General features: G+C 71.5%; 13 protein-coding genes. 3 read left to right on the plus strand and 10 right to left on the minus strand.

Going from position 1 to position 20270, the window contains the following annotated elements; all coding sequences use genetic code 11:
* Positions 1–56: 56 nt before the first annotated feature.
* From VGS97_RS27630 to VGS97_RS27650, 5 genes are all read right to left on the minus strand, one after another.
* On the minus strand, positions 57–899 hold the full coding sequence (locus VGS97_RS27630) for a thioesterase II family protein (RefSeq protein WP_326856603.1): 843 nt from the start codon (positions 897–899) through the stop codon (positions 57–59).
* The gene (locus VGS97_RS27635) at positions 892–1998 is read right to left on the minus strand and encodes an LLM class flavin-dependent oxidoreductase (protein WP_414641855.1); all 1107 of its coding nucleotides are present in this window, start codon (positions 1996–1998) and stop codon (positions 892–894) included. Before VGS97_RS27635 ends, VGS97_RS27630 begins: the two co-directional genes overlap by 8 nt.
* Positions 1999–2123: 125 nt before the next feature.
* A complete protein-coding gene (locus VGS97_RS27640) occupies positions 2124–3704 on the minus strand; it encodes a long-chain-fatty-acid--CoA ligase (protein WP_326856605.1) in 1581 nt (526 codons plus the stop codon).
* A gap of 115 nt (positions 3705–3819) precedes the next feature.
* Complete coding sequence (locus VGS97_RS27645; RefSeq protein ID WP_414641856.1) at positions 3820–10314, minus strand: type I polyketide synthase; 6495 nt, start codon at positions 10312–10314, stop codon at positions 3820–3822.
* 81 nt (positions 10315–10395) lie between these two features.
* The gene (locus VGS97_RS27650; RefSeq protein WP_326856607.1) at positions 10396–10809 is read right to left on the minus strand and encodes an acyl carrier protein; all 414 of its coding nucleotides are present in this window, start codon (positions 10807–10809) and stop codon (positions 10396–10398) included.
* A gap of 550 nt (positions 10810–11359) precedes the next feature.
* Here VGS97_RS27650 and VGS97_RS27655 point away from each other — a divergent pair.
* The 3 genes from VGS97_RS27655 (at position 11360) to VGS97_RS27665 (ending at position 13950) form a co-directional block, all read left to right on the plus strand.
* A complete protein-coding gene (locus VGS97_RS27655) occupies positions 11360–12220 on the plus strand; it encodes an AfsR/SARP family transcriptional regulator (protein WP_326856608.1) in 861 nt (286 codons plus the stop codon).
* Between the two features lie 268 nt (positions 12221–12488).
* The gene (locus VGS97_RS27660) at positions 12489–12974 is read left to right on the plus strand and encodes a hypothetical protein (RefSeq protein WP_326856609.1); all 486 of its coding nucleotides are present in this window, start codon (positions 12489–12491) and stop codon (positions 12972–12974) included.
* Between the two features lie 145 nt (positions 12975–13119).
* Positions 13120–13950 (plus strand): AfsR/SARP family transcriptional regulator, encoded by an 831-nt coding sequence (locus tag VGS97_RS27665; RefSeq protein ID WP_326856610.1) that lies wholly within the window; start codon positions 13120–13122, stop codon positions 13948–13950.
* A 118-nt stretch (positions 13951–14068) separates the two neighbouring features.
* Here the strand turns inward: VGS97_RS27665 and VGS97_RS27670 are convergent, their stop codons facing one another.
* From VGS97_RS27670 to VGS97_RS27690, 5 genes are all read right to left on the minus strand, one after another.
* Positions 14069–15532 carry an APC family permease gene (locus VGS97_RS27670; RefSeq protein WP_326856611.1) on the minus strand — a complete coding sequence of 488 codons (1464 nt, stop codon included), beginning with the start codon at positions 15530–15532 and terminating at the stop codon, positions 14069–14071.
* Positions 15533–15754: 222 nt separating this feature from the next.
* Positions 15755–17269 carry an acyl-CoA carboxylase subunit beta gene (locus tag VGS97_RS27675; RefSeq protein ID WP_326856612.1) on the minus strand — a complete coding sequence of 505 codons (1515 nt, stop codon included), beginning with the start codon at positions 17267–17269 and terminating at the stop codon, positions 15755–15757.
* Positions 17270–17299: 30 nt separating this feature from the next.
* The gene (locus tag VGS97_RS27680; RefSeq protein WP_326856613.1) at positions 17300–18538 is read right to left on the minus strand and encodes a beta-ketoacyl-[acyl-carrier-protein] synthase family protein; all 1239 of its coding nucleotides are present in this window, start codon (positions 18536–18538) and stop codon (positions 17300–17302) included.
* Positions 18539–18562: 24 nt separating this feature from the next.
* Positions 18563–18793, minus strand: coding sequence for an acyl carrier protein (locus VGS97_RS27685; protein WP_326856614.1), 231 nt, complete (start codon positions 18791–18793; stop codon positions 18563–18565).
* 10 nt (positions 18794–18803) lie between these two features.
* Complete coding sequence (locus VGS97_RS27690) at positions 18804–20108, minus strand: beta-ketoacyl-ACP synthase 3 (protein WP_326856615.1); 1305 nt, start codon at positions 20106–20108, stop codon at positions 18804–18806.
* Positions 20109–20270: the final 162 nt, after the last annotated feature.

Here is a 20270-nt window from a genome sequence, read left to right on the forward strand (position 1 = left end):
TGACCTCTGAGGTAATGGTGTGGCGTGGCGGCGGCGAAGCTGCGAGCAGTCGTCTTTCAGCGGCCAGCCTTGGCCAGTTCGCGTCGCAGATGGCGGATGTAGTCGGCGATCACGGCCAGCCGGTGCTCCGCGTGGTCGATGTAGAAGTGGCCGCCGGGGAAGGTGCTGTTGCCGAGGAACGCCGGGGTGCGCGGGATCCAGGCGTCCATCGCCTCCGGCGGCATCAGCGGGTCCGACTTGCCGCTGTAGGCGACGATCGGAGGACGGATCGGCGCGCCGTCGTCCAGGTAGGTCGCGCTGACCTCCAGGTCGGCCCGCAGCGCCGGGATGATCATCGAGAGCATCTGCGGGTCGTCGTAGACCTCCTCGGGGAAGGAGCCGAGGTTCTTCATCCACCTGATCAGCTCGGGCTCGGGCATGTGCGCCTGTTCCAGGGTGGTCATCGCGAAACCCACCGGGGTCCAGCCGGAGGTCCCGAGCAGGATCGGGCCGCGCATGCCGTCCTGCTCGAACAGCAGGGTGACCCGGTACGCGAGCTGCGCACCGAGGCAGTGGCCGAAGAAGGCGAACGGCCGCTCGTCCAGCTCGTCCACCAGCGCCTCGTACAGCGCCTCGACCAGCGGCTCGATCTGGAGGAACGACGGCTCGCTGCGGCGCATCTCGCGGCCGGGTATCTGCACGATCTGATGCGCCACGTCCTCCGGCAGCAGCGCCGGCCACGGACGGTAGATCATCCCGCCGCTGCCGGCGTGCGGGAACAGGAACAGGCGCACCGGCGCGTTCGAGTCCGCCTCGGGCAGGAACCAGCGGCCGGTGACGCCGCTCTGCGCGGACAGGCTCGCGCCGGTCGGCGTGGCGGTTGCGGCGTCGTCGTGATCGAGCAAGCTCTGGTCAGGCATGAATGCTCCCGGCGGGTGCGGGTTCGAGCGCGGATGCGGGTGGTGCGGACGACGTGGGCAACGCGGCTGCGGCCGTGGTTTTGGCCGTCGCCTCGCGCAGGACCGGTAGCAGCTCGCGGGCGATGAGGTCGAGTTGGCCGACGGGATCGAGTGCGCCGATCCGCAGCACCAGCTGCCTGGCTCCGGCCTCGACGAACCCGGCCAGCCAGTGCGCGCACTGCTCGGGCGAGCCGTGGCCATAGGCCTGAATGGCGGACATGAATTCGAGCGAGCGGCCGTAGTAGCCCTGTACGTATTCTTCGAGCCGAGCCTCGGCGCGTGCGCGGTCACCATCGACGTACACCGTCGCGTACAGCCCCGGCTCGATCGCCCCGGCCGGACGCCCGGCTTCGTCAGCGAACTCGCGAATGCGGTCCCAAGCGGCGCGGTACTCGGCCGGATCCGGCAGGAACGGCAGCCAGCCGTCGTAGAACTTTGCGACGCGTGACAGGACCCTGGGAGTTGCGCCGGCGGCGAGCCACACGCCGGGACCGCCGGGAGTGGCCGGGCCGGGAAGCCGGTCGAGGCTGTCGGCTGCCCAGAGCGTGCCCTGATAATCGGCGAGGTTGCGGACGGCGGCCGGGTCCGTGGCCGATCCGCAGGCCCAGACCCGTTTCCAGAGCCGCACGGTCTCGTCGAGCCGGGCGGTGCGCCTGGCGAACGGGATGCCGACCGAACCGAATTCGTGCTCGCTCTCCGGAACCGGAAAGCCCGACCCGACGCCGATCCGCAGCCGCCCCGGCGCGGCGTGCTCCAGGCTCGTCAGCATATTGACGCCGATGAGCGGGTGCCGCAGTGCCGCCGTCAACGCCGCGGTGCCGAGGGTGACCCGCCGGGTCGCCCCGGCGCAGGCGGCCAGCACGATCAGCGGATCGAGCCGAGGCCTGGCGAACAGTGAGTCCCCGGCCCACAGCGAGTCGAATCCGAGCTCTTCCACGCGCTGGGCCAGATCGAGCAGCGGCGCGACGGAGAAATTGCCACGGATGGCAGCCTCGCGGGTCGGCAGCAGGATGCCGACCTTGAGGGTGTTCGACGAGGTGTGATCAGTGTTCGGTGACATGGTGTTCGATGGCATGGCGCGCGACGAAACGGTGTTCGGGGACTCGGTGTTCATGGGTTGAGCGTTCAGTGGCTGATTGTTTGGGGGCTCAGTGTTCAGAGGCTCGGCGTTCAGATGCTCAGTGTTCATGGGTTGCGCCTCTCGGCTGCGGACTTCGCCTGCTCGCGCAGCACGCGGCGCAGGATCTTGCCGCCGGGGTTGCGCGGGATGGCGTCGACGAACTCCCAGCGGCTCGGCACCTTGTAGTCGGCGATTCGGTCGTGCAGGAACCGGCCGAGCTCGCGCGGTGAGGCGTTGCCGCCCGGCTTGAGCACGACGAAGGCCTGCACTGCGTCGCCCCACAGCGCGTCGGGCGCGCCGACGACGGCCACGTCGGCCACGGCCGGATGCGCGCCGATCGCCTTCTCGACCTCGGCCGGGTAGATGTTCTGCCCGGCGGCGATGATCGTGTCGTTGATTCGATCGCCGAGGAAGAGGAAGCCGTTCTCGTCGAGATGTCCGGCGTCGCTCATCCGCAGCCAGCCGTCGACGAGCGTCTTCGCGGTCGCCTCGGGGTGGTTCCAGTACTCGACCATGTGCGCCGGGGTCTTCACACACACCTGGCCGATCTCGCCGGGGGGCAGCGTGTTGCCGTCCGTGTCGATGATTTTCACCGCGTTTCCGGGGCAGGCCCGGCCGGCCGAGGCGAGCAGCGGGCTGCCCGGGATGTGCAGCGACGGCGAGAGGCAGACGGCGACGCTCCCGGTCTCCGTGCTCGCATATATCTGCGCGAAGTCGCAGCCGAACACCTTCAGCGACTCCTGGAGCAGCTCGGTGGTGATCGGCGCGGCGCCGTACGCCACCTTGCGCAGGGACTTGAAGGTCTGCGGCGCCACGCCCGGCTCGTCGAGCATCATCCGCAGCATCGCCGGTGCCACAAAGGTGGTCGTGACGGACTCGTCCCGGATCAGCCGCACCGCTTCTTCGGGTACGTACATGCGCATGACCACGTTGGTGGCGCCGGCCGCGAAGCCGTGCATGAACCAGCCCATCCCGGCGATTCCGAAGCCGGGCAGGGAGATCATGCTCACGTCGTCCTCGCGCCAGTCGATCCACTGCGCGCCCTGTTCGCCGGTCGCCTCCGGGAGCGTGTAGAAGCTGCGGTGCGCCAGCACGACGCCCTTCGGGAAGCCGGTGGTGCCGCTGGTGTAGATCTGTAGCACGGGATCGTCGGGGCCTGCGATGGGCTGCATGTCGCCGGCCGCGTCCGGGCCGGCGGCGTCCTTCCAGCGCCGGAAGCCCTCGTCGTGCCCGGCCGGTCCGTCGAGCTCGACCACCGTGCGCAGCGACGGCAGGTCCGTGCGCAGCGCCTCGGCCTTCGCCAGGTATTCGCGTTCGACGAACAGGACCAGCGCTCCCGAGTCGCGCAGGATGTGGTCCACCTCCGGGGCGGTCAGCCGCCAGTTGACCGGGACGAACACCGTGCCCGCCTTCGCGCAGGCCAGCGCCAGCTCGTAGAAGAGCTCGGATTCGCGGCCGAGGTACGCGATCCGGTCGCCGGGCCGCGCGCCGCCGTGCAGCAGCGCGTACGCGGCCCGGTTGCTCTCCCAGTGCAGGCTCAGATAACTGATCCTCCGGTCCTGGCACAGGATCGCCGGCTTGTCCGGCCGCTGTGCGGCGTGCCGGAGCGAGGAGGCGTCCAGGGTCCTGGGCTTCGACGCGTCCACGAGGGACCTCCGTTCCAATCCGTAGCTGTGGTTCTGGACGTGGCGGTTGTTCAGGGCGTTGTTCAGGGCGCTGTCGTTCAGGGCATCGGGTTGGTCTTAGGGCACTGAGTTCGGCTCACGCTGCGCTGGTCAGCTTGCTGTCCAGGAAGGCGGTGAGCACCCGGGCCGAGGGATAGTCGAACGCGAGCGAGGTGGGCAGCGGGACGCGGAACGTGGCTTCGAGCCCGTTCTTCAGCTCCACCGCCACCAGCGAGTCCAGGCCCAGCTGCACGAACTCGGCGCCCGGATTGACGTCGTCGATGTCGTCCAGATGCAGCACCGAGGCCACCTTGGCGCGTACGAAGCGCTCGATCGCCTCGATGCGCTCCTCCTTGCTCTGCTCAAGCAGCCGCGCCGGGTCGATGCCCTCGTCGCCCGCGCCGCCGCCGCGCACCAGTTCCCTGTACAGCGCGTTGGCCACCGGCTTGGCGGCGGTGAACCGGTCCCAGTCGCATTCGCCGGCCACCAGCTGCGCGGGCGGTCCGTCGAAGGCGCGCGCCAGGGCGCGCATCGCCCGGTTGGGGGAGAAGTAGCGGATGCCCTCGTGTTCCAGGGCTTTGATGTGCCGGTCGCTGAGCCGCGCCGACATGCCCGCCTGGGAGAGCGCGCCCCAGTTGAAGCTCAGCGCGTGCCGGCCGCGGCGGATCCGGCGCTGGAGCACGGCGTCCAGGTAGGCGTTGGCCGCCGCGTAGTTCGACTGGCTCGCGCCGCCCACCACCGCCGCCGCGGAGGAGTGCGCGAGGAAGAAGTCGAGCTGTGGGAAGCCGTCGGCCATCCGGTCCAGCAGCCAGCTGCCGTACACCTTCGCCTGGAACAGGCCATTGATGCTCTCCCAGCTCTGCGCCGAGATCGGCGCGTCGGCCAGCGCCCCGGCGGCGTGCACGATGCCGCCGACCGGATGCGGCGCCTGCGCCAGTTGCTCGGCGATCCGGGCCATGTCGCCAGGGTCGCCGATATCGCCGCGGTACACCGTCACCGCGGCGCGGCGCAGCAACCGCTCGTGGAGGTGGCGCGCGTCGTCGGCAGGCTGTCCGCCGCGGCTGAGCAGGACAAGGTGCCGCGCCCCGAGATCGACCAGCTTGTGCGCGGTCATCAGGCCGAAGGCGCCGAGACCGCCGGTGATCAGGTACGTCCGGTCGGCGCGCACCGTCGGCGCCGCGTCAGTGCTCTGCGGCTGGTCGCCGCGGTCGGCGAAGTCAAACACGAGCTTGCCGAGGTTGGCACCGCGGCTCAGCACGCCGAACGCCTCCTCGATCTCGTCGAGGGTGTACACGGTGGTCGGCAGCGGCGCGAGGTCGCCGGCCGCGATCCGGTCCGCGACCGTGCGCAGGATCTCCTTGTTCAGCGCGGCGGCCCGCTGCTCGGGCAGTTCGCTGAGGTCGAAGTTGTGGTACGCCACGTCCGGCCGCACGGCCTGCACCCGCTCCGGTGACCAGACGCCGACCTTGCCCAGCTCGACGAACCGGCCGCCGCGGGCCAGGCAGCGCAGGCCGGCCGCGATGTAGTCCTTGTTCAGGCTGTTGAGCACGATGTCGACGCCCTCGCCGCCGGTCAGCTCACTGATCTGGTCGGCGAAGTCGAGGGTGCGCGAGTTCATCACGTGCCGCACGCCCTGCGCGTGCAGCAGCGGCCACTTGTGCGGGCTGGCGGTGGCGTAGACCCGTGCCCCGGCCAGTTTCGCCAGCTGCACCGCGGCCTGGCCCACGCCACCGGCCGCGGCGTGGATCAGGATCCTGTCGCCGGGCTGGATGCGAGCGAGGGTGTGCAGCGCGTAGTACGCGGTGACGTAGGCCGAGCCGAGCCCTGCCGCCTCGGCGAAGCCGATCCCGGCCGGTTTGCGCGCGGCCGCCGCCGAGGGCACGGTGATGCGGCGTTTCATCACGTCGAGCGCGTTGACGACGACGTCGTCACCCGGCGCGAACTCGGCCCGCGGACCGGCCGCGATCACGGTTCCGGCGCACTCGAAGCCGAGCGGCTGCGGCTCGTAGGGCACGCCGGCCTCCTGCGCCGCCTGCTTCATCATGCCGAGCGCGTTCAGCACGTCCTTGAAGTTCAGGCCGGCGGCCTCGACCCTCACCTGGATCTCGTCCCCCTGCGGCCCATCGCCTTGGGGCGCGCGGTCCTCGGCCGGGGCGAGTTCGATCCCGGAGAACTGGCCGTACTCGCGGATCCGCAGCCCCGCGTTCGCGTCCTGCTGGACCGCGGCCGGGTCGTAGGGCAGCAGTCGGCGCACGTGTCGCAGACCCTTGCGGAAGGCGACCTGGAACTCCGCGGAGTCGCGTCCCTGCCACTCGTCGAGCAGCGGCCCGATCGCGTCCCCGCCGGCCTCACCGGTCAGAGCGCCGGGCAGGTCCACCATGGTGGCCCGGTACGACGGGTACTCGTTGAGCAGCACGTGGCCGAAGCCCCAGACGGTCGCGGCGGCCAGGTCCTCGCCGCGGTCCGGCAGGTCCCCGGGCAGCCACTGGGCCCGTTCGGTCAGCAGCCACAGCCGCTGGTCGTGTCCGAAGCCTGATTCATCCAGCACGCGCAGCGTCGCCAGCAGGTCGCGGTAGTTCGTCTCGCAGTCCGCGCGCAGCGCGGCCACGTCCGCCGGGTCGCCGGCGCCGCGCCAGAACCAGGCCACGTCGGTGATCTGCCGCTCCCGCAGCAGCCGCCCGGCGTGTTCGAGGTCTGCGGCGAACAGCAGCTCGGTGCGAGCCTCGGGCGCGTGGGCGGCCAGCGCGGCCAGTTCGTCCGCGGTGCGGCCGAGTATCAGCACGTGCCGTTCGCGTCGGGCCTGCTGCGCGGGCAGCGAGCGCTTCAGCCAGCGCTGCCGGTGGAAGAAGGCGCGCCGCGAGCCGTCGGCGACCCGCTTGAGGCCGAGGCCGCGCAGCTCGAAGACCGGACGCTCGCCGTCCAGCAGCACCAGGTCGGCGCGCAGGTCCACCTCGCCGGCGTCTTGGTCGCGCGGGTCGGGCGCGGCGAGCCGTAGTATCGAGCGCAGCGTGTCGGACTTCGGCTTGCGGTGCAGCCGGAACCAGCCGAAACGCACCGGCAGGTAGTTGTCGCCGTCGTCATCGACCACTGCCGCCAGCGGGTGCAGCGCGGCGTCCGCGACCGCCGGGGGCAGGAACTCGGCCAGCGCGGTGTCCAGTCCGCGCAACTCGCCGATCGCCAGGTTCGCGCGGTACCGGCCCACCCTGCCGAGCCGCTGGAATTCGGGCCCGTATTCCATGCCCACGGCGGTGAACTCGGCGTAGATCTCGTTGGTACTCAGCGAGGAATCCGGTTCGCCCGCCTCGTCGGCGAGCGTCCGCAGCGTGCGGCCGACGTCGGTGAGCAGGTCCGCCGGCGTGGTGGCGGTGTCGATGACCGCGGTCGCGTGTACGCGCTCGATGAGGCGGCTTCCGCTTTCGGCGTTGTCGGCGGCCTTATCCGAGTCCTTATCCGCCTTGTCCGCGACGCGGCTGACGATCTCGACGCTCGTCGTGCCGTCCGCCTCGGTGCGCGTGCGCGTGAAGACCTCGGTGAGCGTGTCCTCGCCGAGGAATAGCGCCTCCCTGATTCGTACGTCGCGGATCGGGTGTCCGGTTTGGCCGTGCAGCGCGTCCTGGAGTGCGAGCAGGATTTCGAGGTATCCGGTTCCGGGGAAGACCGGTCGGCCGCTGACGCGGTGATCGGTCAGGTACGCCGGTTGCGCGGCGCTGATCCGGGCGCGGAACTCGCGCCCGCCCTCGGCGCGCAGCCGCGCGTCGGTGATCTCCTCGCCGAGCAGCGGGTGCCGGGCCGGACCGGTCGCGGCGCTCGTCGCGCCGGGCCGTCCGCCGGGCTGCGGCAGCCAGTAGCGTTTGCGGTCGAAGGCGTAGGTCGGCAGCGCGGTCTTCGCGCGTGGACGGCCGCGGTGTACGCCGGACCAGTTGATCGGCACGCCCGCGGCGTAGCCCTGGGCGAGGGATCGCAGGATCGTGACTCCCTCGGGGTCCTTCGGCGTCAGGCTGGCCGCCCACAGGTGGTCGGCGGCGTTGACGCACTGCCTGGCCAGCGAGCTGAGTGCCGTGGACGGGCCCACTTCAAGGAAGAAGTGCTTTCCGCGCCGCTCCAGCGCGCGCATTCCGGCCTCGAAGTCCACCGGCTCGCCGATGTGCCGGATCCAGTACTCCGGATCCGCCAGCTGCGCGGGCCTGGCCACCTTGCCGGTGAGGTTGGAGACCAGCGTGATCGTCGGCTCGCCGAAGCGGATCCCGGCCAGCTCGGCGCGGAACTCGTCGAAGACCTCTGTCATCAGCGGCGAGTGGAAGGCGTGCGAGACCGGCAGCCGCTTCGCGCGCAGTCCCCGCTCCTCCAGCACCGGCAGGACCTGCGCGAGCTCGGTGTCCGCGCCGGAGATCACGCACTGGCCGGGCGAGTTGATCGCGGCGATGGCGAGAGTGGGCAGACCCTCCAGCAGAGGGCTGATCTGCGCGGCCGGCGCGTTGACCGCGACCATGCCGCCCGGCGTGGACACCGACTGCATCAGCCGGGCGCGCGCGGCCACCAGCTTCACCGCGTCCGGCAGGCTGAACAGGCCCGCCACGGTCGCGGCGACCACCTCGCCGATGCTGTGGCCGATCAGCGCCGAGGGCCGCACGCCCCACGAGATCCACAGCTGAGCGAGTGCGTATTCGAGGGTGAACAACGCCGGCTGGGTGAACCTGGTCTGGTCGATGTCCCGGCTGTGCGGCCCGGCGTCCAGCAGCATGCCCGCGATCGACCGGCCGAGCAGCGGCGCGAACAGCCGGTCGCACTCGTCCACGTGCTCGCGCACCGTGGCGAACCGGCGATACGCGCTGGCGGCCATGCCCGGGTACTGCGATCCCTGCCCGGTGAACAGGAACGCGACCTTGCGCGGCTCGGCTGAGGCGACCTCGTCCACGGTTGCGAGCTGCCGGTCGAGCAGCGCGGCCAGTTCCTCGCGGTCCCGCACCACACCCGCGACGCGCAGGTTGAAGTGCGCGCGGCCGGTGTTCGCGGTCTGGCAGAGCTCCTCGACCGGTGTGTCCGGACGCTGCGTCAGATAGTTGCGGTAGCGCTCGATCTGGCCGCGCAGCGCGCGCTTGTTCTTCGCGGAGAGCGTGAACACCGAGGTCGAGTCAGGGGCCTGAAGATTGTCCGGCCGCGCGCCGGATGGCCCGGCGGGCACCGGGGCGTTCGGCGGCTGCTCGATGACCGCGGCGGCGATGGTGCCGCCGAAGCCGAAGCTGTTGACCAGTGCCCGTTTCACCGGCGCGGTCCACGGCCGCAAGCCGGTGGGCACCACGACCGGATAGCTGTCCCATGGGATGCGCGAGGACGGCGTGGTGTAGTTCAGGTGCGGGAAGACGCTGTCCTCGCGCATCTGAAGGATGGTTTTGATGATCCCGACCAGGCCGGCGACCGGCTCCATGTGCCCGAGGTTGGTCTTGACCGAGCCGACGACCAGCGGCGCGTCCTTCGTGTGTGAGTGCTCGAAGACGTCGCTGATCGCGCCCATCTCGATCGGGTCGCCCAGCGGCGTGCCGGTGCCGTGCGCCTCGACGTACTGGATGTCCGAGGCTTTGAGGGCGGCGGCGTCCAGCGCCGCGCGCATGACGGCCGTCTGTGCGGTGCCGTTCGGCACGGTCAGCCCGGCGCTGTCGCCGTCCTGGCCGACCGCGGTGCCGCGTACCACCGCGTGGACGGTGTCACCGTCGCGCTGCGCGTCCGAGAGGCGCTTGAGCACCAGCACCGCGCAGCCCTCGGCGCGTACGTATCCGTCCGCTGATTCGTCGAAGGTCTTGCATTGCCCGTCCGGCGCGAGCATGTTCGCCTGGGAGAAGATCACCGGGATCCGCGGATGGTGCAGCGCGTTCACGCCCGCCGCCAGCGCGATGTCGCACTCGCCGCGGCGCAGCCCGGTGACCGCCTGGTGCAGCGCGGTCAGCGAGGAGGCGCAGGCGGTGTCCACGGTCAGGCACGGTCCGCGCCAGCCGAGGAAGTAGGAGATACGGCCGGAGAGCGGGAAGAAGGTGATCCCGGCGGCCAGGTGGCCGTCGAGCTCCCGGTACGGCAGCGAGTCGAGTTCGAGGGCGTAGTCGATGGAGCTGGCGCCGACGTACACGCCGCCGCTGCCGCGGCGCAGCGGCGTCGGGTCGATGTTCGCGTGCTCCAACGCCTCCCAGGAGGTCTCCAGCAGCAGCCTCTGCTGCGGATCCGTGTACTGCGCCTCCTTGGGCGAGACGTTGAAGAACTGCGCGTCGAACAGGTCCACCCGGTCCAGGTAGCCGCCCAGCGGCGTACGGATCTTGCCGCGGTCGTCCTCGTCGTGCGGCCCGGCGGTGAAGGCCGGCACGTCCCAGCGGTCCTGTGGCACCGGCCGGATGCCGGAGCGGCCCTCGCGCAGGAAGTCGGCGAACTGGTCCGGGTCGCCGCTGCCGCCCGGGAAGCGCAGCCCGATGCCGACCACCGCGATCGGCTCGTACTTCTCCAGCAGCAGCCTTCTGATGGTCGCGTTCTGTCGGCGGACCGTCTGCTCGGCCTCGTGCAGCCGGCCGTCCTGCGCCACAGTGTTCTGTGTCACAGAGTCTTGTGTCACGGCGTCCTGTGCCGCGGTGTTCTGCGCCACAGCGCCCTGCGAAACCGTGTCCTGCGACATCGCGGTGCTCCTTCCTGGTGCTCAGGCCTGGTTGAGTTCCGGCAGCAGCGCGGCGAGCAGCGCCTGCTCGTCCGGCTCGGCCGCCGCGTCTCGCCGCCCGGCCGCGGGCTGCGGCACGGCGGGGACCCCCGGCCGCGCGAACAGCTCGGGCAGCGCCTCGTCCGCCAGGTAGCCGGTCAACTGCGCCACGGTCGGCCGGTTGAACAGAACGTTCGAGCTGATCGTGACGCCGAGCAGCCGCTCCAGACGCTTCTTGGCCTCGGTGATGCGCAGCGAGGTGAGTCCGAGCTCGAAGTAGGGCGCGTCCACGGCCAGCGGCTCGTCGGGCTCCATCAGCAGCGCAGCGCGGAATTCGCCGGCCACCATCGCCTCAAGCTGCTCAAGGCGCTCCGGTCCCGGCAGGTCGAGCAGGATGCGCACGGCGGTCGTCGTCAACTTCGCCTCCGGCGAATGGCGGGATTTCGCCGCGCGGCGAAAGTCGCGCACACGCAGCGGCAGGCTTCGTAGGGCCCGTAAACGAAGTCAAACAGACCAGGCTGATAGCGGACTGACACCGGCCTGATCGCCCGCCGGGTGCGGTGACGTGTGCCTACGCACCCCGTATCGCAAGTCATTGCGTCAGCTGACTGTAAGAAACCAGTCAGCGCTCTGATGCTGGAATCTGGCTAGGATGCCCGAAGGGTGCACCACCGTCCGAACAGTCCGACCAGGAAATCCCAATCTCAGATGCGCGGGGGCGTACGCCCCCTCAAGCCGAAGTGCTTTTGCGCGCTTGTCCGGAGATCAGATCAGAACACTTCTATAAGAGGGAATGGGACTGAGCGGGGATCGCGGGTCCTGCGCCGCGCCGCGGCCTGGACCAGCGCGCCGACCACGGCCGCGACGGGGCGACCTGCCCAGTTCGCGCCTGTGGGCGGGCGCGCCGATCACCGCGCTCTCCCGCACGGGGCGCCGGCGCCGACCGGCCAGACGTTATGGAGTGCGTGTGTTGTCTTTCCGAATACTCGGTCCGCTGGAGATCAACACCGAGACGCGTGTGCTGCGGCCCAAGGGCTCGCTACAGAGCGCGCTGCTCACCACCCTGCTGGCCAGTGCCCGACAGCTGGTGCCCACCGACGCGCTGATCGTCGAGCTGTGGGGCGAGGACCACCCCGGCCGGGTGGAGAACGCCCTCCAGGCGCACATCAGCCGTCTGCGACGTCGGCTGAGCGCGCTGGAGCCGGGCGCGGGCGAGTCGCGGCTGGTCACCCACGCCTCCGGCTACCAGCTGCTGGTGCGCGACGGGGAGCTCGACGCGGCGAGCTTCATCATAGGGCTCGAAGACATTCGCGGCCGGGCGCACGCCGACGCGACCGCCGCGGTGCGCCGGCTGCGCTGCCTGCTCGGCCTCTGGCGCGGGCAGGCCTTCGGCAGCCTGCCGCGCGGCCCGCTGCGGCAGGCCGCCGCCGCCCGCTACGAGGAGTCCAGGGTCGCCGCGCTCGAACTGCTGTATGAGCAGGAGCTGCGGGACGGCAACCACGCCAGGGTCATCCCCGAGCTGCGCGAACTGCTCTCCCGCTACACCTTCCAGGAGCGCTTCCGCCAGCTGCTGATGGTCGCGCTCTACCGGTCGGGCCGCCAGGCCGACGCGCTGAGCGTCTACCGCGAGCTGTGGCACCGGCTCTCCGAGGAGCTCGGTCTCGAACCCTCGCCGACGATGCGGCAGTACGAGCGGGCGATCCTCGACCACGACCCGAGCCTGAACCTGCGCCAATCGGCCCGGCCCGCCGAGCCGGCGCCCGCGGGCGGCGGGGCGGGGCGGGACGGCGGTCCTGCCCCGTATGCCAGACGTCTGAATCATTACTGACTTCGATCACTGATCAAAGCCGGTAAAGACCGCCATGACGCATGGTCCATAGCGGGCGGCTACGTGAGAGGTAATGGACAGCCGCCGGGGCGGCGTGCACCGTGGACTGCGCAGTCCGCGGCGGCGCGTCGGGCGTTGTTCCGCGGGTCATGACGGGGAGCCTTCCTGTGTTCGGTGAAACGGTGCGCGCACTGCGGCGCACGGCGACCGGCCGTGTCAGTAGCCGAAGTCGCGACTCACGGAGGGGCGAACACATGAGGAGCCGGTGTTGGACACCACGCCGCTGCACGGGGCCTACCTGTCTCTGATCGCCGCGGCGCGGGAACTGCCGCGCGAGGATCCGGTTTTCGGCGAGGAGTTGTCGGTCGCGGACTGGATCCTGGCGCACCTCGCGCTGACCGACGCCGCGCTCGCCGACACCGCGGGGCAGATGTCCGCGGGGCGAGCGGCCGTGTTCGACAACTGCAAGACGGTCAACGCGGACGTGCTCGGCTCGGTGATCTCCCTGCACGGCTGGCCGGGGCTGGTCGAGCTGGTGTCGCACAACGCCGCCGCGCTGACGAAGGCGGTGGCGCGGATCCCGGAGGGCCGCGCCGACCGGCTGGTGGCGGTGCGGATGGTGAACCGGCGGGGGATCGAGGTCTTCGCCGACCGGATCGCCTGGCGGGATCTGATCGGCCTGCGCGCGCACGAGCAGATACCCGGGCACACCGCGCAACTGCGCCACCTGCGCGCCCGCGTACCGAGGAGTTGAGCCACCGGCCCGCAGGGCCGTCGGCGCCCGGCGGCGATGCCGCTGACCGGCCGCGCCGTGATTGATCGTGCTGTCACCGTCCGTGCCGACGCCGTACGACGGCACGGACGCTTCCGCCGACCTACGGACCTACGGAGGAGTTCAGATGATCGAGTTCTGCGTCCTCGGACCGCTGGAACTGCGCAGTGCAGGCGCGGCGCACACGGTGCGCAGCCATTCGCAGGCGATGCTGCTGATCAGTCTGCTGGTCAGCGAGGGCCGCCAGGTCCCCGCCGAAGCGCTCATCGACGAGCTGTGGGGAGGCGGGCATCCGGCCGACCCGGCCAACGCGCTGCAAGCGCACATCAGTCGTCTGCGGCGGATGCTGGACAAGCTGGAACCCGAGGGCACCGGCAGCAGGCTGACCTCCCATCCGGCCGGCTACCGGCTGCGGGTGCGCGACGAGGAGTTGGACGGCTGCGCCTTCCTCGCCGAGGTGGCCGCGCTGCCCGTCGCGGCGGCGCAGCTGCCGCCGGCCGAGGTCACCGGCCGGGCCCGGCGGGTGCTGGGCCGCTGGCGTGGGCCGGTGTTCGGCGGGGTGGTCGGCGGCGCCATCTGCCAGGCCGGGGCGGCGCGCTACGAGCAGGGCCGGCACCGGGCGCTCGAAGCGCTGTTCGAGGCCGAACTCGGCTGCGGGAACCACGGCGCGATCGTGCCCGAACTCAGTGCCCTGGTTGCCACGCCGTCGCCGTTCCAGGAGCGGTTCTGCGAGCAGCTGATGGTCGCGCTCTACCGCGCGGGGCGCCAGGCCGACGCGCTGGACCTCTACCACCGCACCTGGAGCCGGCTGGCCGGGGAGACCAAGACGCAGCCCTCGGGACGGCTCAAGGCGTACGTGCGGGCCATCCTGGAGCACGACCCGGTCCTGGCGCTCGGCGGCCAGCGCCGTCACGCGGCCGGTGCTCCGGTGCGCAGGCCCGCCATCGCAGTGCGCTAACACAGTGCGCTAACACAGAGCGCCGGTATCCGGTGCGCCGAAACAACACTGAGCCGAGTCGACCAAGTCGACTCGGCTCAGTGTTTGCCTGATCCGGTTGAGCGCGGCGGCGGCAGGGTCAGGAGACCAACTGCTTCTCCCGCTGCGCCGACCGGGTCTCGACGGTCGCCAGACCGTCGTAACGCTCCGGTCGCGCGGACCGCAGCCACAGGGCGTACAGCGCGCCGCCCACGGCGCAGGCCGCGATCAGCCACGGCAGGTTGTTGACCACCGGGTTGCCGGTCCCGGTCAGGGTCGGGAAGTTGCGCACCAGCAGCACCGAGCAGGTGATCAGCCCGGCGACGCCCAGCAGCGGGGCCAGGCCGGTGCGCCACCAGTGCCGCTGCGGGTCGCGGCGGTAGAACCCGAACACCGAGAGCGCGGCCGAGGCCTGGAGCACGACGATGCCGAGGGTGCCGACGCCGAGCATGGCGGTGGCCAGGTTCACGTACGGGTCGAGGCCGGCCACGGCGAACGCGGCGACCAGCACCACGGTGATGCCGGTCTGCACGAGGCTGGCCCGGTGCGGCGCGCCGTGCTTCTCGTGCACCGCGTCGAACCAGCGGGGCAGCACCCTGTCGCGTCCGAGCACGAACATGTACCGGTTCGAGGCGTTGTGCAGCGCCAGCATTCCGGCGAACAGGCTGGTGCACAGCAGGACCTGCATGACGGTCGTCGCGGTCTGGTTCAGGTAGTCGCCGCTGAGCTGGAAGAACAGGTTGCCCAGCTGCTGGTTGGCCACGTTCTGTAGGTTCTTCGGGCCGACCGCGCCGACCGCGGCCCAGCTGGTGAGGGCGTAGAAGACCGCGATGATGATCACCGAGAAGTAGGTGGCCCGCGGCACGCTGCGCTTCGGGTCGCGCGACTCCTCGCCGTAGAGCGCCGCCGACTCGAAGCCGATGAACGAGATGAACGCGAACATCATCGACACGCCGATGCCGCCGGCGAACACGGTGTGCGGGGCGAAGGAGGTGGCCGGGAACGTCGCGCCGTGCTTGCGCGCCAGGATGGCGACGTCGAGCACCGCGAGGATGCCCACCTCGCCGGTCATCAGGATCGAGAGCACCCGGGCGCTCAGGTCGATCTGCCGGTAGCCCATGACCGCCATCAGCAGAATGCCGCCGGCGCCCCACCACTCCCACGGGATGTTCCAGCCGTGCGACGCCGCGATCAGCTGGGCGAAGTACGCGAACGCGCCGGCCAGGCCCACCGTCGCGGTGTTGTAGGCGATCACGGCGACCAGGCCGCCGCCGACCGCCGGGATCCGGCCGAGGCCGGCGCCGATGTACGAGTAGAAGCCCCCTGCGTTGACGATCCGGCGGCTCATCGCGGCGTAGCCGACGGAGAAGCACAGCAGGGTGAGGCCGGCGAAGGCGAACATCGCCGGCACGCCGGGGCCGTCGCCGATGGCGAAGGCCAGCGGGATCGTGCCGACCATCGCGGCCAGTGGCGCGGCCGCGGCGATGACCAGGAAGACGATCTTGGGGGTGCTCAGTGTGCGCCTCAGGCGTTGGTCCTGGGCGTCGAGCGTGGCGGTCGCCATGTGGTGCGCTCCATTCATTCGTCGCCCGGGATCAGGCCCGGGACTCGGGTGGCTGTGGCTCGGGACTTGGGCGGCTCGGGACGTGGGGGCCGGACCGGCTCGCGGGTCGGGGCCGAGCGTGGCGGGGCGCAGGAGGGAGGCGCAGCGGTCCTGCGGCGACCGACGAACGCCGCCAGACGACGGCCGTCGGCACGCGAGCCCGGTCCCCGTGTCCCGAGCCGCTCATTGCGGAAGGTTGTCGTGCCGGAATCGCGGCACGTCGGCGCCGGCCAGGCCGCGCAGCGTCTCGGCCAGGAACCGGCGGGTGTCTTCGGGCTCGATGACCTCGTCGACCGACAGCCGTGCGGCCGCGATCCCGGGGGCCATCGCCTCCGCCTCGTAGTGGGAGGTCAGTTCGTCGCGGCGCCCGGGTTCGGCTTCGAGCTCGCGGCGGTAGATAACGTCGACAGCGCCCTGCGCGCCCATCACGGCCAGCTGCGAGTTCGGCCAGGCGACCACGGCGTCGGCGCCGAGCGACTTGGAGTTCATCACGATGTACGCGCCGCCGAAGGCCTTGCGCAGCACCACGGTGACGCGCGGCACGCTCGCCTCGGCGAAGGCGTAGAGCAGCTTCGCGCCCTTGCGGATCACCCCGCCGGTCTCCTGCCCGGTGCCCGGCAGGAAGCCGGGGGTGTCCACCAGGGCGACCAGCGGGATGCCGAACGCGTCGCAGAGCCGGACGAAGCGGGCGCCCTTTTCCGCGCTGTTGATGTCGAGCACCCCGGCCAGCGCCTGCGGCTGGTTCGCCACGAAGCCGACCGGTCCGCCCTCGATCCGCGCGAAGCCGACGACGAGGTTGCGGGCGAAGCGTTCGTGCAGTTCCAGGAAGTCCCCGGCGTCCGCCAGACCCCTGATGACCGTGCGCACGTCGTAGGCGTGGCGCTGGTTCTCGGGGATCCGCGGCAGCGGCCCCGGCTCGGCCGGCTCGCGCCGCGGCGCGGGTTCCCAGCACGAGCCGGGCAGGTAGCTCAGGACCCTGCGGGCCAGTTCGAGCGCGTGCGGCGCGTCGTCGGCCACCAGGTGCGCGACACCGGAGCGGCGGGAGTGCACATCGGCGCCGCCGAGTTCGTCTGCTGTCACGTCCTCGTGGGTGACCGCCTTGACGACCTTCGGCCCGGTCAGGAACATGCTGGCCCGGTCCCGTGCCATGATGACGATGTCGGTGAGGGCGGGGGAGTACACCGCGCCGCCGGCGCAGGCCCCGAGCACCACGCTCAGCTGCGGGATCCGGCCGGAGAGCGCGACGTTCGCGCGGAAGATGCGGCCGTAGCCGTCCAGCGCGCTCACGCCCTCCTGGATGCGCGCGCCGCCGGAGTCGAGCAGGCCCACCAGCGGGGTCCGCGCGCGGATCGCCCAGCCGGCCATCCGCTCGATCTTCGCGGCGTGCGTCTCGCCGAGCGAGCCGCCGAGGCTGGTGGGATCCTGCGCGAACACCGCGACGGGACGTTCGCCGATCCGGGCGCAGCCGGTGACGACGGCGTCGCCGGGCGGGCGCCTGCGCTCCATGCCGAACGCGGTGGCGCGGTGCGTGGCCTCGCTGCCGAACTCCACGAAGGAGCCCGGATCAACGAGGCCTGCGATCCGCTCCCGCGCGTCGCGGGTGCCCCGGGAGCCCGGGGAATTCGGGGAGCCCCGGGTGTTCGAGCTCTGAGCTGTGGGCGCGTGGCCGTTGGTGCCGGCGAGGGTCGGTGCGGTCATCTCCACCTGCCTTGTCAACTCGGTGATGTCTCAAGCCTTTGCCAGTACCAGGGCCGCGTTCTGGCCGCCGAAGCCCGCGGAGGTGCTCAGCGCGACCCTCGGCCCGGACGGGGTCGCCACGCTCGCCAGGTCCAGGTCGATCCGCGGGTCGGGGTTGGCCAGGTTGGCCGTCGGCGGGATCAGCCCCTGTTCGAGCGTGAGCGCGGTGAATACGGCCTCGACGGCTCCGGCCGCGCCGAACAGGTGCCCGGTGACGCCCTTGGTCGAGGTCACCACCGGCCGTGGGCCGAGGACTCGCCGCAGCACCTGCGCTTCGACCAGGTCGTTCGCCTGGGTCGAGGTGCCGTGCGCGTTGACGTGGTCCACCTCGTCCGGGCCGACCGCGGCGTCCGTGAGCGCGGCGCGGATCGCCTGCTCCAGGCCGCGGCCCCGCGGGTCCGGCGCGGTCACGTGGTGCGCGTCGGCGGACTGGCCGTGTCCGAGGATCAGGCTCCTGATACGTGCCCCGCGCGCCCGCGCGTCCCGCTCGCGTTCCAGCACCAGCAGCCCGGCGCCCTCCCCGGCGACGAAGCCGTCGCGCCCGGCGTCGAAGGGCCTTGACGCGCCCTTCGGATCGTCGTTGCGCCGCGACATCGCGCCCATCCGGGCGAAGCCGGCCATCACCAGCGGCGTGACCATCGCCTCGCTGCCGCCGGTCAGCACCACGTCGCAGCGGCCGAGCCGCAGCAGGTCGGCCGCCGCGCCGAGGGCGGTCGAGCCGGAGGCGCAGGCGGTGGCCACCACCAGGCTCGGCCCGGTGGCGCCGAACTCGATGGACAGCTGCCCGGCGAGCATGTTCGGCAGCTGCATCGGCAGCAGCAGCGCGGAGACCCGGTCGGGACCGCCGCCGCGCAGCACGTCGTGCTGCGTCTCGACGGTGCCCGGACCGCCGTCGGCGCAGCCCAGCACCACGCCGACGCGGGCGCCGTCCCAGTCGAGCGGGTCGAGCCCGGCGTCCGCGACCGCTTCGCGCGCCGCCACCACGGCGAACTGCACGAAGGGGTCGAACCGCCGGGCCGCGCGCCCGCCGAGCAGTTCCTCGGCGTCGAAACCGGGTACCCGGCAGGAGATCCGGACCGGGTGCCCGGCGAGCACCGGGTCGGTGTCGGCGGCCGGGAGCCCGGCGTGCACCCGCTCCCAGGACCGCTCGACGCCGATGCCCGCCGGGGTCACCAGGCCGAGGCCGGTGATCGCGACCGCGTTGCCGCCGCCGGCCGTCGCAGGGTTCATCATCGCCGTGTCGGCCGTCGGCCGTCAGACCGTGGCGGCGCGCGACTGGATCAGCCCGACGATCGCGCCGACCTGCTTGAGGTCCGCCAGTTCGTCGTCGCTGACCCGCGCGCCGAGCCGGTCCTGGATCATCAGGGACAGCTCGACCAGGTCCAGCGAGTCCAGTTCGAGCTCTTCGAGGGTGGCCTGCGCGCTGACCCGGCCGGGCTGGACCCGGAAGGAGGTCTCCAGCAGCTGCTTGAATTCGTCGTACATATCCGTGTCCTTAGATAGTGCCGGCCGGGGGCCGGGAGATTCCGCGGGGGGCGTCGGCCGTGCCGACGTAGGCGCATACGTCCGGCCACACGAGCGTGGTCGCGCCCCAGGTCAGGCCGCCGCCGAACGCGGCGAGCAGGGTGCGGTGCCCGGGGCGCAGCGTCCCGTCCGCCGCCGATTCGGCCAGCAGCAGCGGGATGGAGGCTGCGGCGGTGTTGCCGACGCGCGCGATGTTCGCCAGCGTGCGGTCGGCGGCGAGGCCGAGCCGCTCGCCGACCGCTTCGGTGATCCGGGCGTTCGCCTGGTGCGCGACGAACCGGTCCACGTCCCCGATCGACCAGCCGGCCTGCCGCAGCGCGGCCAGCGAGCTCTCGGTCATCCGGTCCACCGCGTGCCGGTAGGTGTACCGGCCCTGCATCTGGAAGTACTCGTCACCGGGCTGCGCGACGCGGCCGGAGAGCCGCTGCCGTGAGCCGCCGCCGGGAACCTGGATCATCTGCGCTTGCTCGCCGTCGCTGCCGAGCAGGCAGCGGCGCACCGCCCCCGGCTCGTCCGGGTCGCCGGCACGCAGTACCACGGCCCCGGCTCCGTCGCCGAAGATCGCGGTCGTGGTGCGGTCGCCGGGATCCAGGATGCTGCTGTACGTCTCGGCGCCGATCAGCAGAACGCTGCGTGCGTGCCCTGACGCGATCAGCCCGGAGGCGGCGGCCAGTCCGTAGAGGAACCCGGTGCACACCGCCGCGATGTCGAACGCTGCGACGCCGGACAGCCCGAGCACTGCGGCGACCCACGGCGCGGTCGCCGGGCAGGGTTGGTCCGGGGTGGTGGTGGCCAGCACGACCGCGTCCACCTCGGTCCGGTCGGCCGCCTTGAGCGCCAGCCGGGACGCCTCGACCGCGAGCATCCCGGTCGACCAGCCCGGCCCGGCGTGCCGCCGCTCCCGGATCCCGGTGCGCTGGCGGATCCACTGGTCCGAGGTGTCCAGCCGCGCGGCCAACTGGTCGTTGGTGACGACCACGCCGGGCAGCCAGCCGCCGAGTCCGGCGATCACCGCGGCCGGGACGACCGCAGCGCGGCGTCTGCCGCCGGGCTCTGTGTTATCGAACCCTGTGTTATCGGACCTTGTGCTGCCGGACCCCGCATTGCCGGACCTCGTGTTGCTGAGCTCCGTGCTGCCAGAGCCTGCGTCGCTGAATCCCGTGTTGCTGAATCCCGTGTTGCTGAATCCTGTGTTGCTGAACTGCGTGCCGCCGGACCCCATGCCGCCGAGCCCTTCATCGCTGGACCCTGCGATACTGGTCGCCGGGCCGGTCACCTCGGCTCCAGCTCGTCCTCGATGCCCATGTACGCCATGCGCACCGCGGCCATCTCGTCGGTCCACTGCTCGGCGATGTCGTAGCGCTGCTGCGGGGTGGTCTGCAGGATCGGCTGGCCGGGCCAGACCTCGTAGTCGGCCAGCAGTTCGCGGTGCTCGGCC

It is taken from the genome of Actinocrinis sp., assembly GCF_035946395.1.
Classification (GTDB): Bacteria; Actinomycetota; Actinomycetes; order Streptomycetales; family Catenulisporaceae; genus Actinocrinis.